General features: G+C 66.1%; 19 protein-coding genes and 1 tRNA gene. 9 read left to right on the top strand and 11 right to left on the bottom strand.

The annotated features are described in order from the left end of the window. Positions 1 to 19: 19 nt before the first annotated feature. From ACSYG9_RS08745 to ACSYG9_RS08720, 6 genes are all read right to left on the bottom strand, one after another. On the bottom strand, positions 20 to 925 hold the full coding sequence (locus tag ACSYG9_RS08745; protein WP_440126794.1) for an alpha/beta fold hydrolase: 906 nt from the start codon (positions 923 to 925) through the stop codon (positions 20 to 22). A gap of 8 nt (positions 926 to 933) precedes the next feature. Further along, complete coding sequence (locus ACSYG9_RS08740; RefSeq protein ID WP_440126793.1) at positions 934 to 2016, bottom strand: 2Fe-2S iron-sulfur cluster-binding protein; 1083 nt, start codon at positions 2014 to 2016, stop codon at positions 934 to 936. Continuing rightward, on the bottom strand, positions 2013 to 2945 hold the full coding sequence (locus ACSYG9_RS08735; RefSeq protein ID WP_440126792.1) for a metal-dependent hydrolase: 933 nt from the start codon (positions 2943 to 2945) through the stop codon (positions 2013 to 2015). Before ACSYG9_RS08735 ends, ACSYG9_RS08740 begins: the two co-directional genes overlap by 4 nt. 123 nt (positions 2946 to 3068) lie before the next feature. Then, a tRNA-Met gene (locus ACSYG9_RS08730) sits at positions 3069 to 3145 on the bottom strand. 51 nt (positions 3146 to 3196) lie between these two features. Then, the gene (locus ACSYG9_RS08725; RefSeq protein ID WP_440126791.1) at positions 3197 to 3910 is read right to left on the bottom strand and encodes an FCD domain-containing protein; all 714 of its coding nucleotides are present in this window, start codon (positions 3908 to 3910) and stop codon (positions 3197 to 3199) included. A 28-nt stretch (positions 3911 to 3938) separates the two neighbouring features. Beyond that, positions 3939 to 5606, bottom strand: a complete 1668-nt coding sequence (locus ACSYG9_RS08720; RefSeq protein WP_440126790.1) for a lactate permease LctP family transporter — start codon at positions 5604 to 5606, stop codon at positions 3939 to 3941. Between the two features lie 207 nt (positions 5607 to 5813). Between ACSYG9_RS08720 and ACSYG9_RS08715 the strand changes: the two genes are divergently transcribed. From ACSYG9_RS08715 to ACSYG9_RS08705, 3 genes are read left to right on the top strand one after another with little or no spacing between them, the layout of a single operon-like run. Beyond that, positions 5814 to 6566, top strand: coding sequence for a heterodisulfide reductase-related iron-sulfur binding cluster (locus ACSYG9_RS08715; RefSeq protein ID WP_440126789.1), 753 nt, complete (start codon positions 5814 to 5816; stop codon positions 6564 to 6566). Continuing rightward, on the top strand, positions 6563 to 8101 hold the full coding sequence (locus ACSYG9_RS08710) for a LutB/LldF family L-lactate oxidation iron-sulfur protein (protein ID WP_440126788.1): 1539 nt from the start codon (positions 6563 to 6565) through the stop codon (positions 8099 to 8101). Before ACSYG9_RS08715 ends, ACSYG9_RS08710 begins: the two co-directional genes overlap by 4 nt. Next, entirely contained in the window at positions 8098 to 8718 is a 621-nt protein-coding gene (locus tag ACSYG9_RS08705) for an LUD domain-containing protein (protein ID WP_440126787.1), read from the top strand. The genes ACSYG9_RS08710 and ACSYG9_RS08705 overlap by 4 nt, the downstream gene beginning before the upstream one ends. A gap of 4 nt (positions 8719 to 8722) precedes the next feature. Here ACSYG9_RS08705 and ACSYG9_RS08700 read toward each other — a convergent pair whose 3' ends face one another. After that, positions 8723 to 9334 carry a maleylpyruvate isomerase family mycothiol-dependent enzyme gene (locus tag ACSYG9_RS08700; protein WP_440126786.1) on the bottom strand — a complete coding sequence of 204 codons (612 nt, stop codon included), beginning with the start codon at positions 9332 to 9334 and terminating at the stop codon, positions 8723 to 8725. A 123-nt stretch (positions 9335 to 9457) separates the two neighbouring features. On the opposite strand from ACSYG9_RS08700, the gene ACSYG9_RS08695 reads away from it, so the two are divergent. Next, positions 9458 to 9820: an MmcQ/YjbR family DNA-binding protein gene (locus ACSYG9_RS08695; protein ID WP_440127594.1), complete on the top strand. Its 363-nt coding sequence runs from the start codon at positions 9458 to 9460 to the stop codon at positions 9818 to 9820. A gap of 14 nt (positions 9821 to 9834) precedes the next feature. Here ACSYG9_RS08695 and ACSYG9_RS08690 read toward each other — a convergent pair whose 3' ends face one another. From ACSYG9_RS08690 to ACSYG9_RS08680, 3 genes are read right to left on the bottom strand one after another with little or no spacing between them, the layout of a single operon-like run. Further along, entirely contained in the window at positions 9835 to 10452 is a 618-nt protein-coding gene (locus ACSYG9_RS08690; protein WP_454842110.1) for an LON peptidase substrate-binding domain-containing protein, read from the bottom strand. After that, positions 10452 to 10925, bottom strand: coding sequence for a DUF309 domain-containing protein (locus tag ACSYG9_RS08685; RefSeq protein ID WP_440126784.1), 474 nt, complete (start codon positions 10923 to 10925; stop codon positions 10452 to 10454). Before ACSYG9_RS08685 ends, ACSYG9_RS08690 begins: the two co-directional genes overlap by 1 nt. A gap of 9 nt (positions 10926 to 10934) precedes the next feature. After that, positions 10935 to 11585 carry a TetR family transcriptional regulator gene (locus ACSYG9_RS08680; protein WP_440126783.1) on the bottom strand — a complete coding sequence of 217 codons (651 nt, stop codon included), beginning with the start codon at positions 11583 to 11585 and terminating at the stop codon, positions 10935 to 10937. 127 nt (positions 11586 to 11712) lie between these two features. Between ACSYG9_RS08680 and ACSYG9_RS08675 the strand changes: the two genes are divergently transcribed. From ACSYG9_RS08675 to ACSYG9_RS08665, 3 genes are read left to right on the top strand one after another with little or no spacing between them, the layout of a single operon-like run. Further along, entirely contained in the window at positions 11713 to 12888 is a 1176-nt protein-coding gene (locus ACSYG9_RS08675) for an acyl-CoA dehydrogenase family protein (RefSeq protein ID WP_454842108.1), read from the top strand. A gap of 49 nt (positions 12889 to 12937) precedes the next feature. Beyond that, the gene (locus ACSYG9_RS08670) at positions 12938 to 14473 is read left to right on the top strand and encodes an acyl-CoA synthetase (protein WP_454842107.1); all 1536 of its coding nucleotides are present in this window, start codon (positions 12938 to 12940) and stop codon (positions 14471 to 14473) included. After that, a complete protein-coding gene (locus ACSYG9_RS08665) occupies positions 14470 to 15978 on the top strand; it encodes an aldehyde dehydrogenase family protein (RefSeq protein WP_454842105.1) in 1509 nt (502 codons plus the stop codon). Before ACSYG9_RS08670 ends, ACSYG9_RS08665 begins: the two co-directional genes overlap by 4 nt. Here ACSYG9_RS08665 and ACSYG9_RS08660 read toward each other — a convergent pair. Further along, positions 15966 to 16601 (bottom strand): TetR/AcrR family transcriptional regulator, encoded by a 636-nt coding sequence (locus tag ACSYG9_RS08660; protein ID WP_454842103.1) that lies wholly within the window; start codon positions 16599 to 16601, stop codon positions 15966 to 15968. The genes ACSYG9_RS08665 and ACSYG9_RS08660 overlap by 13 nt on opposite strands. A gap of 104 nt (positions 16602 to 16705) precedes the next feature. On the opposite strand from ACSYG9_RS08660, the gene ACSYG9_RS08655 reads away from it, so the two are divergent. Next, positions 16706 to 17596, top strand: a complete 891-nt coding sequence (locus ACSYG9_RS08655; protein ID WP_454842102.1) for a metal-dependent hydrolase — start codon at positions 16706 to 16708, stop codon at positions 17594 to 17596. After that, positions 17593 to 18651 carry a PDR/VanB family oxidoreductase gene (locus ACSYG9_RS08650; protein ID WP_454842100.1) on the top strand — a complete coding sequence of 353 codons (1059 nt, stop codon included), beginning with the start codon at positions 17593 to 17595 and terminating at the stop codon, positions 18649 to 18651. Before ACSYG9_RS08655 ends, ACSYG9_RS08650 begins: the two co-directional genes overlap by 4 nt. Positions 18652 to 18662 lie beyond the last annotated feature (11 nt).

The following is an 18662-nucleotide window of genomic DNA, read 5'->3' as shown; positions in this document are numbered from 1 at the left end:
ATCTGCTCTGACGCGAAATCTACTCGGCGTTCCTGCTTTGCGCGGCGGTACCGGCTTCGACAATCCGGAGGAAGCGGGTTGTGAGCTCCGCCAGTTCGCCTGCGTGCGACCGCGGCGACCAGTGCCCCGCGTCGAGCGGCTCGCGGTGCAGATCCGTCACCCACCGTTCGGTGTCCTCGTATCCGACAGGGCGTACTGCCAGGTCACGAAGATTCTGGACGAGCTGCACCGGAACGTCGGTTCGCCGTTCGCGCGGCCGGAGCAGATGCCGGCGCACGTTCGCCCGGTACAGCTTCAGTCCGTGCACCATGTCGTCGGCGACGGTGGGTGCGAGCGGCCCGATCGCCGCGGGATCGGTGCGATCGAAGGCACCGACGAAGCCCGGCCAGTGCCGGGAGAACCACCATCGAAGCGCGGGCACGGGTAGCCCCGGAATCTGGAAGAGAACGGTGTAGGCGGAGGCCAGTGCTTGCTCGAGTGGTCCGAGCGGGCGTGCTTGCCGGAGGCGTCGCCGCATCCACATCGCGAGATGGTCGAGATTGGGTCCCGACACCGAGGTGTACGACGCGATGCGTTCGGCGGCCCCCGGCTCGCACACCGCTTCCCAGCACAGCACTGCACCCCAGTCGTGTGCGAGCAGGTGAACGGGGGTATCGGGGCTCATCGCGTCGATCACCGCGAACAGGTCGGTGGCGAGGTGCGTCAGCCGGTAGGCGGCGACATCTCGGGGAACGGTGGAGGCGCCCGCACCGCGATTGTCGAATCGGATGATGCGAAATTCATCGGCCAGGTGGGGCACTACCCGGTCCCACAGCAGATGGGTGTCGGGCCAGCCGTGGACGAGGATCAGGACCGGCCCGTCGGGGTTTCCCTCTTCGACGGTGTGAAGGCGGATCGGCCCGTTGGTGACGATACGTGTGCGCATGCGGTTCCTCAGAGGTCGAGTACGAGCCGGCCATCGGCGCGGGAGACACAGACGAGCATCTCCTCGCGGCGTTCGTCTGCGGTGAGCCGGTTCTCGCGGTGGTCGGGACTGCCGGACAAGACGCGTGTGCGGCACGTGCCGCAGAAACCTTGCCTGCACGAGTAGGGGACATCGGGACGGTGTCGGCGGATCACATCGAGTGCAGATTCGTTTGCGGACACCGGAAGAACTGCCCCTGTGCTCGCCAGTTGCACCTCGAACGGGCGGCCGTCGACGATGGGAGGCGCGCCGAACCGTTCGAAGTGCAGCGCGTGGGCGCCGGTATTGCCGAATCCGGTTTGCACGGTGTCCAGCATCGGCGCGGGTCCGCAGCAGTAGACGGCGCCGCCGGCGGGCGCTGCGCCGAGGAGGTCGTCGACGGTGGGGACACCGTACTCGTCGTCGGGACGGATGAAAACCCGTTCACCGTAACGCTGTTCGAGTTCGCGGACGAACGGCATCGCGCTGCGGCTTCGGCCCGTGTATGTCAGGAGCCAGTCGATTCCGGTGAGCTCGGCAGCGCGCACCATCGCCAGGATCGGCGTGATCCCGATGCCGCCCGCCAGGAAGAGCACTCGTCCGTCGGCAACGAACGGAAATCCGTTGCGGGGCCCCCGCACCGACACTGTGTGTCCGGGTTCGAGCGCGTGCATTTCGAGTGAGCCGCCACCGCTGTCGGGCACACGGCGCACTGCAACGACGTAGCTGCCGGTGTCAGCGGGATCGCCGCACAGTGAATACTGCCTGCGCCGTCCGGACTTCAGGTGCACGTCGAGATGCGCGCCCGGGTGCCACATTGGCAGCGCGGCACCATCCGGTGCCTGCAGTGTCAGCTGCACCACATCCCCGTCCGCGGCTACGACCTCCTTGCGCGACACGGTGAGTCGCATCTCCGGGTCCGGTTGCGCAAGGTGTCCGGTCCCGCTGCCGAGTGGGGCGACCACGCCGACGTACCGGTCGACGAGCACTTTCAGGAGTCCCATCGCGCGGTCGGGGCGCCTGCGTCCACGGAGGTCGTGCGGACGTTCCTGCCGAACGGGCAGGCCGGTCACCGGTGTGCTCCGCGGGCTGCGGGGGAGGAGGCGAGGTAGCGGACGGCCTGGGCAGTCGACCCCTCCCGACTCGGGTGGTACATGCGATCGAAGTACCGGGACAGTCGCCTGACGAGGTCGGACGGCCCTGGCATGGTGCCGCGCCTGCTTGCGGCGAGCCAGTCCGAGACGTGCGGTGTGCGCGCCCTCGCGGAAGCATCGGTGAGCTCGGGGTCGTGCGACATGAGGAATCGGGTTCCGCGGATCCACAGCCAGGTGAGAATCGGGGCGACGATGATCTGCGTCCGCAGGCGGCGTGCTTCACTGGGGTCGAAGTAGCGCATCAGGTCGTAGGCGACGCTGCGGTGCTCGACTTCTTCCGCGCCGTGCCACCGCAGCAGATCGAGCATCCTGGGATCCGTTCCCGCTGCGTCGAGTCCTCGTGCGTTGAGGACCCAGTCGCCGAGGAACGCCGTGACGTGCTCGATTGCTGCGATGATGGCGAGCCGCTCTACGAGGTAGTTCTCGGCGCGCAAGCCGGTCAGGGGGCGTGGTCCGAGGAGGCGTCCGAACAGCCATTGGATCTGGTCGGTGAACGGTGTGGGATCGAGTCCTCGGGCATGAAGGTGCTCGAGAACGCCACGGTGTGCGTTGGCGTGGACCGCTTCCTGCCCGATGAACCCGAGGACGTCCTCGCGGAGTTCCTCGTCGTGGATGTGGGGGAGTGCTTCCTCGAAGGTCTCGACGAACCACTCCTCTCCGGCGGGAAGAAGTAGATGCAGCACGTTGAGCACGTGGGTGCTGAACGGATCACCGGGGACCCAATGCGCGGGGAGTGCGCTCCAATCGAAATGGACGTCGCGGGCGTGCAGGAGTACGCGATCGGGTGCGACGGGCGGCACAGTGCTCACGGAAGGGTCCGGACCGTGCGCGCGGCTGCGGTTGTTCATGTGAGCGAAGGTTACAGTAACTGCTGGTAATAAGTAATAGGGCGGACCGTTCGGATTCACCCGTCGGGATGGACGCAAAAAGACTTCAGGCCCGGCTTCCGTGGGAAGCCGGGCCTGAAGTCGTGGTAGCGGGGACAGGATTTGAACCTGCGACCTCTGGGTTATGAGCCCAGCGAGCTACCGAGCTGCTCCACCCCGCGTTGCCTGACCTACAGTACACGATGTTTCGGGGTGCAATTACCGGGGTTGTTCTACGCCTCGAACGCGGCGAGGGTTTCGGAGTAGTACCCGCGGATGTGACCTTCGATCCGGCGGCGCGCGAGTTCGGGGTCTCCCGCGCGTACCGCCTCGACCAGACCTCGGTGCTCGTGACGCAGCCGGCCGCACGTCGTCGGCCAGATTGCGAGCGGCGCCCCGGTCAGTACGTAGCCCTCGATGGATTCGCGCAGTCCCGCCATCATCGCCGCGATCACCTGGTTGCCCGCGGCGTCGGCCATTGCGATGTGGAACTGCGAGTCGAGCACCAGAAACTCGTTCGCCGCCAGCGCGGTGTCGTCCATCGCGTCGAGCAGCTCTTCGGCATTGCTCAGATCCGGAGTGGGGTTGCGGGTGGCGAGCAGCTGCATCACCTCGGTTTCGAGGACGAGGCGGGTCTGCACGACGTCGGCGACCGGGAAGTTCTGGGCCGCGACCTGCATCCGCATGAGCATCGTCATCCCGCCCGTCGGCCGCGAGACGATCATCGCTCCGGAGGTGGGCCCCGACCCGGTCTGCGACTTGAGTAGACCCAGCGCCTCCATCACGCGCAGCGCTTCCCGCACCGACGACCGCCCCACTCCGAGCTCGGCGGCGAGTACGCGTTCACCCGGCAGGCGCTGGCCCGGGGAGAGCTCCCCGGAGACCAGCATCTGCTCGAGATGGTTCAGCACGTGTTCCCACGCGCGTGGCTCGGACTGTGGCGACATGACTCGACAGCCTATGTGTCGGGGCAGGTCAGGGCAGCATCCAGGACAGCACTGGCGTCGACTGCAGGTACACAAGCACACACAGGACGGCGAGCATGCCGATGCTGTACCAGACCACCTTGCGCAGCAGTTCCGGCTCGCTACCGGGCCGGTCGACGGCGGTGGCCGCGATGGTGAGGTTCTGCGGACTGATCAACTTGCCGACCACGCCACCGGAGGTGTTGGCGGCAACCAGCAGTGTCGGGTCGATCCCGGCGGTCTGACCTGCAGCCTGCTGCAGGCGGGCGAACAGTGCGTTGGCCGAGGTGTCGGATCCGGTGACGGCGGTACCCAGCCAGCCGAGAATCGGTGAGAACAGTGCGAAGACGGCCCCTGTGCCCGCGAGCCACGTGCCGATCGCGACGGTCTGCCCGGACTGATTCATCACGTACGACAAGCCGAGCACGGTCGCGACCGTGGCGATGGCCAGGCGCATCTTCCATGCGGTGCTTCCGAGGGTGACCACGGCCAGGCGTGCGCCCATCGGGAACTTTCCGGCGTTGTTCCATATCGCGTAGACAACGGTGACGATGGCGCCCGAGATGAGCAGGAGCGTGCCCGGAGTGGACAGCCACGGCAGCGTGTAGATCGCGCCGGTCGATGCGGAGCCGTCCTCGTTCAACAGATTCCCGTACAGGCCGGGCCACTCGATCTTGATATCGGTCGATGCCAGCCACTTCGGGATGTCCACGCCGAGTGTCCACAGCTTGGCGATGCCGAACACCACGATCACCAGCAGGTACGGGAACAAGGCGAACATCGTGCGGGTGGGGCCGATGGCTTCGGCCGACGCCTGCGAGAGCTGGTCATCAGGGGTGCGAGGGCCCCAGAAGCGCAGCATGATCACTGCGGCGGCCAAGCCCACCAGGGAGGCGACGACGTCGGTCAGCTCGTACGAGAAGTGGCTCGAGCACCAGAACTGGGCAAGCGCGAACGCAGCGCCGGTGACCAGCGCGATCGGCCACACTTGACGGAAGCCGCGACGACCATCGACAAGGAAGAGCAGCAGCATCGGCACGAACAGCGCCAGCAGCGGGGTCTGGCGTCCGACGACGGCAGCGATCTCGGTGGCCGGGATACCGGTGAGGTTGCCGGCGGTGGTGATCGGAATAGCCATCGCGCCGAAGGCGACCGGCGCGGTGTTCGCGACAAGGACGGTGACCGCGGCGCGGATGGGAGGCATTCCGATGGCAATGAGCATGGCGCCGGTGATCGCCACGGGGGCGCCGAAACCGGCGAGTGCCTCGAGCATTCCGCCGAAGCAGAACGCGATGAGCATCGCCTGCACACGCATGTCGCCGCGGCCGACCGAATTGAATACTTGCCGGAGATCTTCGAACCGGCCGCTGACAACCGTGAGCTCGTAGAACCAGATCGCGGTGACCACGATCCACATCACGGGGAACAGGCCGAACGCAATGCCTTGCAGGGCCGATAGTCCGGCGAGCTGTGCGGGCATCCCGAACCCCAGTACCGCGACGACCAGTGCAACGGCGAGCGCGCCGAGGCCGGAATACCAGGCCTTGAGCTTGAATCCCGCGAGCAGGACGAAGAATGTCAGCAGCGGCACCAGGCCGAGCAGTGCAGAGGCGGTGAGGCTGCCGGCGACGGCGGTCGTCGACGGTGTGAAGGTCACCGCGAGCAGGTCGGTTTCCACAAGGGGGCTCCTGAGATCGCGGCCGCAGTGTGCGGCGACTGGCTGTGTGGTCGGACCACGTGGTCAGACCACAGGGGAAGCTACACCATGATGCGTGTCACAATCGAGCCCCGGGGGCGAAATCGTGAAAATCCGAAATCGCGTGACGGCATCCACGTTCATCCGCTAGGGTGTGGTCAGACCACACAAGCCGATGCGGAGTTTTCCATGCGAGTCGCGCTGTTCGCCACGTGTCTGGGCGACACATTGTTCCCGAACGCAGTCAAAGCCACTGCTCTTCTGTTGGCCAGGCTCGGGCACGAGATCGTGTTCCCCGACTCGCAGACCTGCTGCGGTCAGATGCACGTCAACACCGGTTACCAGCCCGACGCGCTGCCGCTGGTCGAAAACTACGCCGGTACGTTCGGCGACCCTTCCATCGATGCCGTGGTCGCGCCGTCCGGCTCCTGCGTCGGATCGGTGCGGCATCAGCATGAGATCGTCGCGTCGCGATACGGCAGCGCTGGCCTGTGCGGTCGCGTGGATACGGTCAAGACCAAGACGTACGAACTGTCGGAGTTCCTCGTCGATGTCCTCGGCGTCACCGATGTCGGTGCCTACTTCCCGCATCGCGTGACGTACCACCCGACATGTCACTCGTTGCGGATGCTGCGTGTCGGAGACAAACCACTGCAGCTTCTCCGCGCGGTTCGGGGAATCGACCTGGTCGAACTCCCCGAAGCCGACTCGTGCTGCGGCTTCGGGGGCACTTTCGCGCTCAAGAACGCGGAGACCTCCACCGCAATGCTGGCCGACAAGATCCGCAACGTCTCGACCACGGGTGCCGAGTTCTGCAGCGCGAGCGATTCGTCCTGCCTGATGCACATCGGCGGTGGTATGTCGCGATTGCAGACCGGAACCCGAACCATTCACCTTGCGGAGATACTCTGCGCCACCGAGTCGAAGGCGGTTCCAGCATGACAACCTCTCGACCCGCCCCCCTGACCCGCCCGGCCACAGCACTCGGATTGCCCTCGATCCCGCCGCGCGGATTCGGCAATCTACGCGGAACCGAGACGTTTCCGGCCGCGGCGCATCATGAGCTCGCGAACGGGCAGCTACGACGCAACATCGGCAAAGCGACGCACACCATCCGCGCCAAACGTCTCGCCGTCACCGGCGAGGTACCCGACTGGGAACAGCTGCGCGACGCCGGTGCTGCCGTCAAAACCGATGTGCTGAACCGACTTCCCGAGTTACTCGAACAGCTCGAAGCCGCAGTGACCGCGCGCGGCGGCATCGTGCACTGGGCTGCCGATGCCGCAGAAGCCAACGCCATCGTGACGAGGCTCGTCCGGGAGACCGGCTCCGACGAGGTCATCAAGGTCAAGTCGATGGCCACGCAGGAGATCGGGCTCAACGAGCATCTCGAAGACGAGGGGATCCACGCATACGAGACCGACCTCGCCGAGCTCATAGTCCAGCTCGGGCACGACAAGCCCTCGCACATCCTCGTGCCTGCCATCCATCGGAACCGCACCGAGATCCGCGAGATCTTCCTGCGCGAGATGGCCGATGTGGACCCGGATCTCGACGACAATCCCGCGCATCTTGCCGAAGCGGCCCGCAAGTTCCTGCGCCGGAAATTCATGACCGTTCCCGTCGCGGTGTCCGGTGCGAACTTCGGGATTGCGGAGACAGGCACCCTCGCCGTCGTCGAATCCGAAGGCAACGGCCGCATGTGTTTGACCCTGCCCGACACGCTGATCACCGTCATGGGTATCGAGAAGCTGCTGCCCACGTATCGGGATCTCGAAGTGTTCCTGCAGTTGCTGCCCCGTTCGTCCACCGGTGAGCGAATGAATCCCTACACCTCCATGTGGACGGGTGTCACCCCGGGCGACGGACCGCAGACCTTCCATCTCGTTCTTCTCGACAACGGTCGTACCGCAGCACTCGCCGACCGAGTGGGACGCGAAGCACTGCACTGTATCCGGTGCTCTGCGTGCCTGAACGTGTGCCCCGTGTACGAGCGCACCGGCGGACATGCCTACGGCTCCACGTACCCCGGCCCGATCGGTGCGGTGCTCAGCCCTCAACTGGCGGGGATGAGCGAACCCGGGGATCCCAACGCGACCTTGCCGTTCGCCTCGAGCCTGTGTGGCGCGTGCTTCGACGCCTGCCCGGTGAAGATCGACATTCCCTCGCTCCTGGTCGAATTGCGGCACCAGAAGGTCGAACATGCCAAGTTCGGTCCCGAAGCGGCAGCAATGAAGGCGGCTTCGATGGCAATGTCGTCGTCGGCTCGCTGGACCGCGGCGCAGAAGGCGGCTGGGGCGTTGCGGATCGTCGCAGGCAAGAAGGGCAAGATCTCGAATCTGCCCGGACCGCTCGCGGGGTGGACGGCAGCCCGCGACATCCCGGCACCTCCGAAACAGACCTTCCGGCAATGGTGGCAGTCCGACGAGGGCGCAGCAGCGATCGCGCAGGCGCGCGAGAACGGAGACGCGCAATGACGTCGCGCGAGACGATCCTCGGCCGCATCCGCGACGCGTCGGTGCTCGCGCCTCCTGAGTCCGTGGAGGTTCCGCGGGAGTACCGCACCGGTCGAACGCTTCCCGACGACGAACGCTACGAACTGTTCGTCGACAGACTCGTCGACTACAAAGCGAACGTGTACCGCAGTACCCTCGGGGAGCTACCCGCCACGATCGCGCGTGTGCTGGCCGCTCGAGGTGCCCGCCGAGTGGGAGTACCTGCGGGGCTGGACTCTTCGTGGTTGTCGCAGTTCGACGGCGAGGTGGTCGTCGACAGCGTCGACGTCCCGGCGCCGGCCCTCGAGGGTCTCGACGGTGTCGTGACGGCATCGACGGTCTCGTGTGCCGAGACGGGCACGATCTTCCTCGACGGCAGCCCCGATCAGGGGCGCCGCGCACTGACACTGGTGCCCGACCTGCACGTCTGCGTGGTGCAGATGGGCAGCGTCGAGGTCGGGGTTCCTGAGGCGCTCGCCAGGCTGGTGCCGGAGCGGCCCACCACCATGATCAGCGGCCCGTCGGCAACCTCCGACATCGAACTCGAACGTGTCGAGGGGGTGCACGGTCCGCGGACCCTCGATGTGGTGATCGTCTGAGTGCTCAGGACCGACCGATACGTAGGCGCAGCAGCTCGACGCCGTCGCCGTCCAATTCGTCGAGCACTGCGGCCCTGCCCACCATCGCCAGCGCGAGTGCCTCTCCGGGGCCTTGCACGAGGGGCCCGTCGCCGCGCTCCCACTCCAGGTCGGTCGCGATGAGCCGGAGTTCTCGAATGTAGCGCCGGGGCCGGGCGAACGGATCCGGGTGATCGAGCACGAGCCGGAGCCGGTCGGGGTCGATCGTTCGCGGAAGCCCCAGTGGCCTGCGGATGTCCTGCTGGTGCACAAGATGATCAGCGAGGCACAGTCGCGGGAAGTATCGGGCCATCCAACTACGGGAAGTCGAGGCCGACAACCTGTCGACGAGGCGGTCGACGGGGACATCACGTGCCGCGACGACGTAGTGCTCGTTGAGACGATCGGCGGAGGGATGGAGCAGACCGGCGAGGGCATAACGGTGCAGGGGCACGGCGTCGATCGTCAGATGGCCCGCGACGTCGCGCACCGACCACCCTTCGCAGAGCGATGGTGCAGCCCACTGGGCGGGCGTCAGTGAACGCAGGAGTTCGATGAGTTCCGCACGTTCGGCCACGATGTGCTCTCGAATGTCCACGCTCTCACCGTACGACCGCTGCGATGCCGTTTCGCCCGTGAAATCTCACAATCGACGTACCCTGGACGTGGTGATCGTGTGACGAAGGCTCGGGTGGAGGACATCCACGACTTGGCGTCGGCCATGCCCGACGTCACGGTGGAAACGGGCCCGAGGGGCAATTCCGTGTATCAGGTGGGCCGGAAGTCTTTCGTGTTCTTCCGTACCCCGCGACCCGATGCGAAAGATCCTGACACCGGCGAGCGGTACACCGATGTAGTGGTGTTCTGGGTGCCGTCAGAGTCCGACAAACTCGCACTGATCCAGGACCCCGCCACGCCGTTCTTCACCACCCCACATTTCGACGGTCATCCATCGGTGCTCCTGCGCACGAGCCGGATCGGCGAGATCAGGCGGCAGGAACTGGCCGAGGTGATCGAGGACGCCTGGCTGGCGCAGGCATCACCGAGACGGCGTCAACGGTGGCTCGCGGAGCACGGTATGTGACGACGAGAGCTACGTCAGCCGTTCTTCAGCCGCCACTCCGCGAGGTCGATCGTGCTCGAGATGGATTCGATGAGCGCGGCGAGTCTCTCCTCGGGCCCGGGAGCGCTGAGTATCGCGTAACGATCGGCCTCCCCCATGGGGATGTACCGAGTGAGAGCGAAGAGCCGGGCCCCGGGATCGGTCGGAAGATCGTCCGGCGGGGGCGCCGCGCGCCCCTCGGTGAGCCTATCGAGCAGACCGTAGAGCCTGCCCAGATATTCGGTGAGTTCGCTCAGATCCACAGCGCCGGAGCCGGTATCGGGCCACGCCTCGACCTCTGCGCGTGGGTACGGATCGTCGGGAAGCCATTCGATGATCCGGATACGTTCTTCCGCAATACATTCGAGTGTGTGGCGCCCACCGCCGAGCTCGTTGTCGACCATGATGCGGGCCACGGTGCCGACGTCGGTGCGCTGGTCGCCGCCACCCACCTCGTGCCCGCGCGAAATCAGTACGACTCCGAAACGGGGGCCGTCGGGTGCGGCCATGCAGTCGCGGACCAGTTCTTGATACCTCGGCTCGAACACGCGCAGGGGGAGGTGGTCGCCGGGAAGCAGTGCTGTACCGAGTGGAAACATGGGGAGAATCGGCATCAGGGCATCCTCAACCGGGGTGTCGGGGGTTCGGGGATCGGGTCGTCGCGTTCGATCTCGGTGAGCAGATGATCGGCCCACGCGGCCAGGCCGTCGATGTCGAGTCCGTGAGGCGGCACGTCCTCGTAATGGCGAATCCGCGCTTGCCCCTGTCGCAACAGCGACGTCGCGCCCTTCGGGTTGCCGCGCAGCAGGTGGGTGAGGCCGACGGACAGCTGAGCGAGTCCTTGCCACAGCGGGCGTTCCTCGGGTTCGCAGGACTTCCAGATCGACTCGAACACCTCGTGTGCGTGGAAGGGAAATCCATGGTCGAGGAGCCGTTGGCCCTCGGTGATCGCTTCGTCGGGGGTGAAGCTCGCGTCCTCGGGGATTCCCTCGACCCCCTCCTCGCCGTAAGGCAGGGGGCGACCAAGTGCGTCGCGAGGTCGTGCGTTCTGCGGTTTCCCGTCTGCGGTCCGGTCCCGATCCGACATGTTTCCAGGTTAGTCCACCGTGTGTGTCCGGCGAGGCCCTCGCGCGGAGCGGGATGCCGAAGTGGTCGATTCGACGATGACGACGAGGGTGTCGGTGAGCAGGGTGTGTACCTGTTCCCGGGTCAATGATCGGCGTTCGATCCATTCCCGTCCGGTGGATTTGATCAGGCCACCGTAGGCACGGATCATCGGGTGGAGCGCGACGGCTTCTTCTTCGGTGATGGTCGGGCCGAGAGCTTCGAGCAGCCGGTCTGCGGCGAGGTCGTCTGCGTCGCTGAGGATTTTGCCGACGTCCGGGTCGCTTGCCATTCCGCCGCCTGCGACGGCGACGAGCCAGGTCTTGCCGTGCCGTTCGAGGATTCCGAGGAACCAGCCGATGAAGGCGTCTGCGCGCTCGGCGAGGGTGCCGTCGGGAACGGTCACGCGCTCGGGTGGAGGGACGGTGACCATCGCCTTGATCACCTCGAGGTAGAGATCGCGCTTGCTTCCGAAGTAGTGGTTGATCAGGCCCCGCGCGACCCCGGCTTCCTTGGCCAGTTCAGTGGCGGACACCGACGCGTACGGGCGTTCGCCGAACAACCGGATCGCGCAATCGAGAATCTGGCGGCGGCGCGCGTCGGGTTCGAGGCGCTGCCGCCGAGGTTCGGCGTCCAAGCTCATGGTTTTACCTTCTCACTTCGCACGGCACTCACATTCGAGTGGGCAGAATTCGCTCCGAAACGTTATTGACAGTCTGCCAACAAGCTGATTACTTTAGGGGCACCCACGGGGCAGAAGCGAACCCGACATGCGCGACACCGGAGGCACCGTGTCCACAGCACTCACCACCACACCCGATTCGAGCGAACTGGCAGCGGTCCGGGAACTCGCACGCGACTTCTTCGCCAAGGAAGTGACACCGCTCGAACCGAAGTTCGTCGAACAGGGCTACCCCGACCGGTCTGTCTACCGAAAGGCCGGCGACCTCGGCCTTCTGTGTATGTCGATCCCCGAGGTGTACGGCGGTGGCGGCGGAAACTTCGCCTACGAGGCGATCCTGTTCGAGGAGCAGATCCGCTCCGGCGACAGTGCCATGCAGCTCGGCGTGCACACCGGGATCGTTCCGCACTACATCCTCGCGTACGGCACCGAAGAGCAGAAGCAGCGCTGGCTGCCGAAGCTCGCTTCCGGCGAGTGGATCGGTGCCATCGCGATGACCGAACCAGGAACCGGATCCGACCTGCAGGCGATCAGCACCCGCGCCGTCAGGTCCGGAGACGACTACCTCGTATCCGGCGCAAAGACCTTCATCTCCAACGGCCGCAACTGCGACCTTCTGATCATCGCCGCGAAGACCGACCCTGAGGCGCGCGCGTCGGGCCTGTCGCTGATCGTGTCCGAGATCTCCGACGACACACCGGGTTTCGAGCGCGGACGCGTGCTGGACAAGATCGGCCAGAAAGGTCAGGACACCGCCGAGCTGTTCTTCGACAACCTGCGTATCCCGGCAGAGAACCTCCTCGGTCCGGTCGAGGGGAAGGGCTTCATCCAGCTGATGGAGCAGCTCCCCAACGAACGACTGATCTGTGCGGTGGCCAGTGTCGCGATGATGGAGCACGCCGTCGAGCTGACCACCGCATACACCAAGGAACGCAACATCTTCGGCAAGCCACTCATGGCCATGCAGAACACGAGGTTCGAACTCGCCGAGTGCGCGACGGTCACGCGCATCGCCCGGACCTTCGTCGACGACTGCACCGAGAAGTTCCTGCGCGGTGAACTCGACGTGCCCACCGCAGCGATGGCCAAGTACTGGACCAGTGACCAGCAGTGCTCGATCGTCGACCGCTGCCTGCAGCTGTTCGGCGGTTACGGATACACCACCGAATTTCCGATCGCGCGGATGTTCACCGACAGTCGCGTGCAGAAGATCTACGCCGGAGCGAACGAAGTCATGAAGGACATCATCGCCCGCTCGCTGTAAGCCGCTCGCTGTACGACCCTCACCGTTCCCCCGGACCCCTGGAGCCTCGATGTACCTGACACAAGGCGTGCACCGTGCCCTGCAATGCACCCCCGACGCGCCCGCCACCATCTACGGCGACCGCACGCGCACCTTCCGCGAACACGTCGATCGGATCGCACGTCTCGCCGCAGGCCTGCACAGTCTCGGTGTGTCCTCCGGCGATCGCGTGGCGATGCTGTCACTCAACAGTGATCGCTACGCCGAGTACCTCATTGCGATCCCGTGGGCCGACGCCGTTCTCAATCCCGTCAACATCCGGTGGAGCCCCGCCGAGATCGCCTACTCGCTCAACGATTCGGGCACAACGGTGCTGATCGTCGACGACGCATTCGCCGCAGCAATACCTGCTCTGCGTGCCGCATGCCCCGACCTGGCCACCGTCGTGTACGCGGGGGAGCACGACGCCCCCGAAGGCACCGTGTCGTACGAAGAGCTGATTGCGTCGCACGGCCCGGTCGAGGATGCGCGCCGGTCCGGAGACCAGCTCGCCGGCATCTTCTACACCGGTGGGACGACGGGCTTCCCCAAGGGCGTGATGCTCAGCCACGCCAACATGGTGACCTCGGCAGCCGGAACCGTCGCGACCGGCGAACTGCTCTCCGGCGAAGCGCGTCTGCTCCATGCGGCCCCGATGTTCCACCTCGCGGACCTCGCCGCGTGGGCGGGCCAGGTCATGCTCGGTGGACCGCACATCATCGTGCCGTTCTTCGAGCCGGTCGCTGTGCTGAAGGCCATCGAGCAGCATCGTCCCACCGACGTCCTGCTGGTCCCGACCATGCTCCAGCTCCTCGTCGACCATCCTTCGGTGGGCGAGCACGACCTGTCGGCGATGCAGCGGATCCTCTACGGGGGCTCGCCCATCGGCGAAGGTCTGGCCACCCGGATCCTGACGATGTTCCCGGGCGTGCGAATGACCCAGGCGTACGGCATGACCGAGGTTGCACCCGTCGCCTCGCTCCTGCTGCCCGACGATCACACTGGCGTCACGTTGCGCTCGGGCGGGCGGGCTGCGCCGCATTCGGAGCTGAGGGTGGTCGACCTCGACGGCACTCCCGTTCCGACCGGCACCGTCGGCGAGATCTGTGTGCGCGGCGGCCATGTCATGCAGGGATATTGGAACAAGCCGGACGAGACCGCAGCCGTACTGCGCGACGGCTGGTACCACACCGGCGACGGCGGCTACCTCGACGAGAACGGGTTCGTCTTCGTCGTCGACCGGCTCAAGGACATGATCGTCACCGGTGGGGAGAACGTGTACTCCGCCGAGGTCGAGAGCGCACTGAGCAAGCATCCGGCGGTCGCGCAGTCCGCGGTGATCGGATTGCCGTCCGAGACCTGGGGCGAAACCGTGCACGCCGTGGTGATCCTGGCAGCGGGTGTCGAGGTCACCGCGGAAGAGCTGCAGGCGTTCTGCAAGGAGCACATCGCCGGTTACAAGACCCCGCGAAGCTTCGACTTCGTCGATGCCATCCCGATGTCGGGTGCGGGCAAGATTCTCAAGCGTGAACTCCGGGAATCTTTGGCGGCGGACGGCACACGATGACTCCCGATATGACGGGCGCCGATATCCGGTTGTCCGACGACGAATTCCGGTCGCTGGATCCGGCCACCGGCGACGAGATCGACCGGTTCCGAATCCACGACGAGCGTGCCGTGCAGACGCGGGTGGATCGCGCCCGGTCCACGTCGGCCTGGTGGCAGCACCAGGGGGCGACCGGCCGCGCCGAGCACCTGCGGCGGTGGCGCACGTGGATCTGGCGTCACGCGGACGAGGTCGTGGATCTGCTTCACCGGGAGAACGGCAAGCCCCGCGACGACGCCTTCATCGAGGTCGTCCTGACCGTCGAACACATGCGGTGGGCAGAGGAGAACGCGGCACGTGCGCTTACGCCCCCGAAGTCGGGCCCGGGCCTGCTCTTCGCGAACTACACGACGTCGGTCGAGTACGTGCCGCTCGGGGTGGTCGGCATCATCTCGCCGTGGAACTACCCGCTCTACGCACCGAACAGTTCTGTGTCGTTCGCGCTTGCCGCCGGAAACACGGTCGTATTGAAGCCGAGCGAGTACACCCCGGCGGTGGCGGCCTGGTATGTAGAGGGGTTCTACCGAGCCAACCCGCATGCACCGCTCGGAATCGTCGGGCTGACAACGGGATTCGGTGAGACCGGCGCTCTGCTCTGCAATTCGGGTGTGGACAAGATCGGGTTCACAGGTTCGACGCGCACGGGCAAGAAGATCATGGAGCAGTGCGCCCGCACCCTGACGCCGGTGTTGCTCGAATGTGGTGGCAAGGATCCCGTCGTGGTCGCCGAGGACGCCGATCTGAGAGCGGCGGCCCGGGCGATCGCGTGGGGAGCGTTCAGTAATGCGGGGCAGACGTGTGTCGGCGTCGAGCGCGTGTACGTGGTCGGCGGGGTCCGCGACAAGTTCCTCACCGAACTGCGCCGCCAACTCGAACAGGTACGACCGGGCAGCGGCGACGACGCCACCTACGGACCCATGACGATGCCCGCGCAGATCGAGGTGGTGCGCCGTCATATCGACGCGGCCGTCAAGGACGGTGGACAGTTGCTGCTGGGCGGCCCGGAGTCCGTGGGGGAGCGGTACATCGAGCCGGTCGTGATTCTCGATACGGCCGAGGAGTCGGACGCCGTCCGGGAGGAGACGTTCGGTCCGACCGTGACGGTGCGGACGGTCAGTGATGTCGACGCGGCCGTGAAGCTGGCCAACGCCAGTGATTTCGCGCTCGGGGCGTCGGTCTTCTCACGTCGGCGTGGTGTCGAGATCGCCGAGCAACTCCGTGCGGGGCAGGTGTCGATCAACTCCGTGGTCGCGTTCGCGGGGATGGGTGCAGTACCGATGGGTGGGGTCGGCGAGAGCGGATTCGGGCGTGTCCACGGTGTCGACGGGATGCGGGAGTTCGTGCGTACTCGAAGTGTCGTGCGTCAGCGCTTCTCGTTGCCGGGTTTCGAGTTGATCGCGCTGCGTCGCAAGGCGCATGTGCTGCCGATTCTGCGGCGGGTCCTTGGGCTACGTCACGGGCGGTGAGGCGCCAGGATCGGTAACAGTCGTTCTCGCGCGAACGAGGCCAGATCCTCTCGGGTCTGCAGAGGAACCAGCGCCTGGGGGGTGAGGACGACGGAGTGCGCCACCCGCACGACGACTTCGGCACGGCCGACGAGGTCGTCGACGGGTGGCAGGAGGCCGGACTCGACTGCATCGTCGAGAATCGCCACCGCGGCGTTCGTGGCGGTGGTCAGGAGCGTGCCACCCTGGGTGGTCAGCCGGGGGAGTGCGCTGTCCGTCTCGAGGGACAGCATCCGGTTCCACACCGGGTGCTCGCGCATCCGCGTGACGGTGGTCGCGAAGACGTCACCGACGAGGTCGTCGATCGTCCCAGCCGCCTGCGCGGTGGCGACGACTTCGTCGATCAGGCGGGCAGCGCTGCGCGCGGTGACGGCCTGGGCAATCTCGTCGCGGCTGCCGATGCGCCGGTAGACGGTCACCCGCCCCACGCCGGCGCGTCGTGCGATGTCGTTGACGGTGGTCAGTCGCACCCCGACTTCACTGAACTGTGCCTCGGCCGCGTCGAGGATCGACTCGATCTCGGGCGGGTTGGTCGCGCCGATCGCCGGTGGCGATACGGCCGTGGGGGGTTGTTCGGCTGGCATCGGTCCAGGTTATCCCGATTTCAGCTGAAACATTGAAACATCTCATGTGTATATGTATCTTCTCTGTATCGAGTGGTTACACGTACCGACCGAGGAGACAAAGCATGCCGTCACATCACGGCGCTCCGACGCCCTACACCGAGGAAGCGCTGGCGATCACCGCCCGTAACGTGCGCTTCGACTGGTCGGGGGTGCCCCTGCAGTACGTTCCCGGCGACTCGTACGCCACGCAGTTCTGGAACGTCATGCACCTCGTCCTTCCAGAAGGCGAACGCGCCATGGCCGATGTCTTCGGTCGATCCCTGGACTACATCGACGACCCGCGCCTGCACGAAGAGGTCGTCGGATTCGTCGGCCAGGAAGCAACGCACGCGAGCTCCCACGAGAGCTTCCGCAAGTACCTCATCGCTCACGACGTCGACATCGCGCCCGTACTGGACCGCATCGGATACATCGTCGACCAGATCTTCGGCGACCACGGACTGAAAGGTCGCGCGGGCCGATTCTGGCTGCGCGAGCGCCTCGGCGTCTACGCCGCCGCCGAGCACTTCACCGCGGTCGTCGGCGAGTGGCTCATCGACAACACCCCGTTCGACCGGCGCGGCGTCGACCCGACGATGCTCGATCTCCTGCGGTGGCACGGCGCCGAGGAGATGGAACACCGCAACGTCGCCTACGACGCGTTCCAGTACGTCGACGGCAGCTACGCGCGGCGTGTCCGCACCGCGTTCATCGCATTCGCGGGCTTGGCGCTGCTGTGGTTCAGCACCACCGCCTACCTGTACCGCATCGACACCACCGAAACGCGTCGCGTGTCCTGGCCCCGCGCCTACCGACGTTCGGCGAAAGCGTCGATGATCCCGACCCTGACCTTCCTCGCGAAGCAGATCCCGCCCTATCTCAGGCGCGACTTCCATCCGTCGCGGATGGGTGACATCGGCAAGGCTGTTCGTTACCTCGCGAAGTCGCCTGCCGCCAGGGAGGCCGCAGCATGAGCACCGCAACCACCCCGTCGCCGTTCCTCGGCGCGGTGATGCACGCGACCAGGGCCTACTCGAAGCTGTTCAGCGAGAGCAGGTTCGCGCCGATCCTGTCGAGGCCCGCTCCCGTGCGGCACAGCGACTACGACCGACTGCTGCGCGTCGAGACACGCACCGTAGAGGCCGACGGAGTCGTCTCGCTGACGCTGGTCTCCCCGGACGGCGGGGTACTGCCCACCTGGGTTCCCGGTGCGCACATCGATGTATTCCTGCCGTCGGATCTGCAGCGTCAGTACTCGCTGTGCGGAGACCCCGCGGATCGCACCCGCTACCGGATCGCTGTCCGCCGCGTCGACGACGGCGTGGGCTCCGCGGAGATCCACGAGTCGGTTGCCGAACAGAGCGCGATCCGAGTCCGCGGACCCCGCAACGCATTTCCGCTCGCCGACGCGCCGTCGTACCTCTTCGTCGCCGCCGGGATCGGAATCACGCCGATCCTGCCGATGATCCGCAGTGTCGCAGGCACCGGCACTCCGTGGAAGTTGTACTACCTCGGCCGCTCCCGCGACACGATGCCGTTCCGGAACGAACTGTCGGCACTGACCGGTGGCGACGTCATGATCCGGCCCGACGACGAATTCGGCATCACCCCGATCGCCGAAATACTCGACCACGCGCAACCTCACGGTGCCATCTACCTGTGCGGTCCGGCGCCCCTGACGAAGGACGCACACCAGCAGGCCCCGCTCGTGGCACCCACCTGCTCGCTGCACACCGAACGATTCAGCCCGCCTCCCGTCGTCGGAGGGGAACCCTTCGAACTGCGCCTCGCCCGGACCGGAACCACCGTCCAGGTCGCTGCGGACGAGACCGCCCTTTCCGCCATCCGGCGTGCGGTCCCCGGCGCGACCTACTCGTGCAGGCAAGGGTTCTGCGGCACCTGCAAGGTGCGTGTGCTGTCCGGCGACGTCGATCACCGCGACACACGCCTCTTGGATGAACAGCGAGCGGAATCGATGCTCCCGTGCGTGTCGCGCGCGGCGGGGTCCATACTCGAAATCGATCTGTGAAACGAGCCGAA

The organism is Rhodococcus sp. SJ-2 (genome assembly GCF_053750035.1).
Note: the sequence above shows the minus strand (reverse complement) of the source record. Positions and strands in the feature narration are given on the sequence as shown.

Excerpts from the sequence above, each read along its gene's own strand:
- ACSYG9_RS08650 (WP_454842100.1), top strand. The coding sequence starts at position 17,593 with ATGAGCACCGCAACCACCCCGTCGCCGTTCCTCGGCGCGGTGATGCAC.
- ACSYG9_RS08665 (WP_454842105.1), top strand. The coding sequence starts at position 14,470 with ATGACTCCCGATATGACGGGCGCCGATATCCGGTTGTCCGACGACGAA.
- ACSYG9_RS08745 (WP_440126794.1), bottom strand. The coding sequence starts at position 925 with ATGCGCACACGTATCGTCACCAACGGGCCGATCCGCCTTCACACCGTC.
- ACSYG9_RS08725 (WP_440126791.1), bottom strand. The coding sequence starts at position 3,910 with ATGTCGCCACAGTCCGAGCCACGCGCGTGGGAACACGTGCTGAACCAT.
- ACSYG9_RS08685 (WP_440126784.1), bottom strand. The coding sequence starts at position 10,925 with ATGTCGGATCGGGACCGGACCGCAGACGGGAAACCGCAGAACGCACGA.
- ACSYG9_RS08690 (WP_454842110.1), bottom strand. The coding sequence starts at position 10,452 with ATGCCGATTCTCCCCATGTTTCCACTCGGTACAGCACTGCTTCCCGGC.
- ACSYG9_RS08655 (WP_454842102.1), top strand. The coding sequence starts at position 16,706 with ATGCCGTCACATCACGGCGCTCCGACGCCCTACACCGAGGAAGCGCTG.
- ACSYG9_RS08695 (WP_440127594.1), top strand. The coding sequence starts at position 9,458 with ATGCCCGACGTCACGGTGGAAACGGGCCCGAGGGGCAATTCCGTGTAT.
- ACSYG9_RS08735 (WP_440126792.1), bottom strand. The coding sequence starts at position 2,945 with ATGAACAACCGCAGCCGCGCGCACGGTCCGGACCCTTCCGTGAGCACT.
- ACSYG9_RS08710 (WP_440126788.1), top strand. The coding sequence starts at position 6,563 with ATGACAACCTCTCGACCCGCCCCCCTGACCCGCCCGGCCACAGCACTC.
- ACSYG9_RS08660 (WP_454842103.1), bottom strand. The coding sequence starts at position 16,601 with ATGCCAGCCGAACAACCCCCCACGGCCGTATCGCCACCGGCGATCGGC.
- ACSYG9_RS08675 (WP_454842108.1), top strand. The coding sequence starts at position 11,713 with ATGCGCGACACCGGAGGCACCGTGTCCACAGCACTCACCACCACACCC.
- ACSYG9_RS08680 (WP_440126783.1), bottom strand. The coding sequence starts at position 11,585 with ATGAGCTTGGACGCCGAACCTCGGCGGCAGCGCCTCGAACCCGACGCG.
- ACSYG9_RS08705 (WP_440126787.1), top strand. The coding sequence starts at position 8,098 with ATGACGTCGCGCGAGACGATCCTCGGCCGCATCCGCGACGCGTCGGTG.
- ACSYG9_RS08670 (WP_454842107.1), top strand. The coding sequence starts at position 12,938 with ATGTACCTGACACAAGGCGTGCACCGTGCCCTGCAATGCACCCCCGAC.
- ACSYG9_RS08715 (WP_440126789.1), top strand. The coding sequence starts at position 5,814 with ATGCGAGTCGCGCTGTTCGCCACGTGTCTGGGCGACACATTGTTCCCG.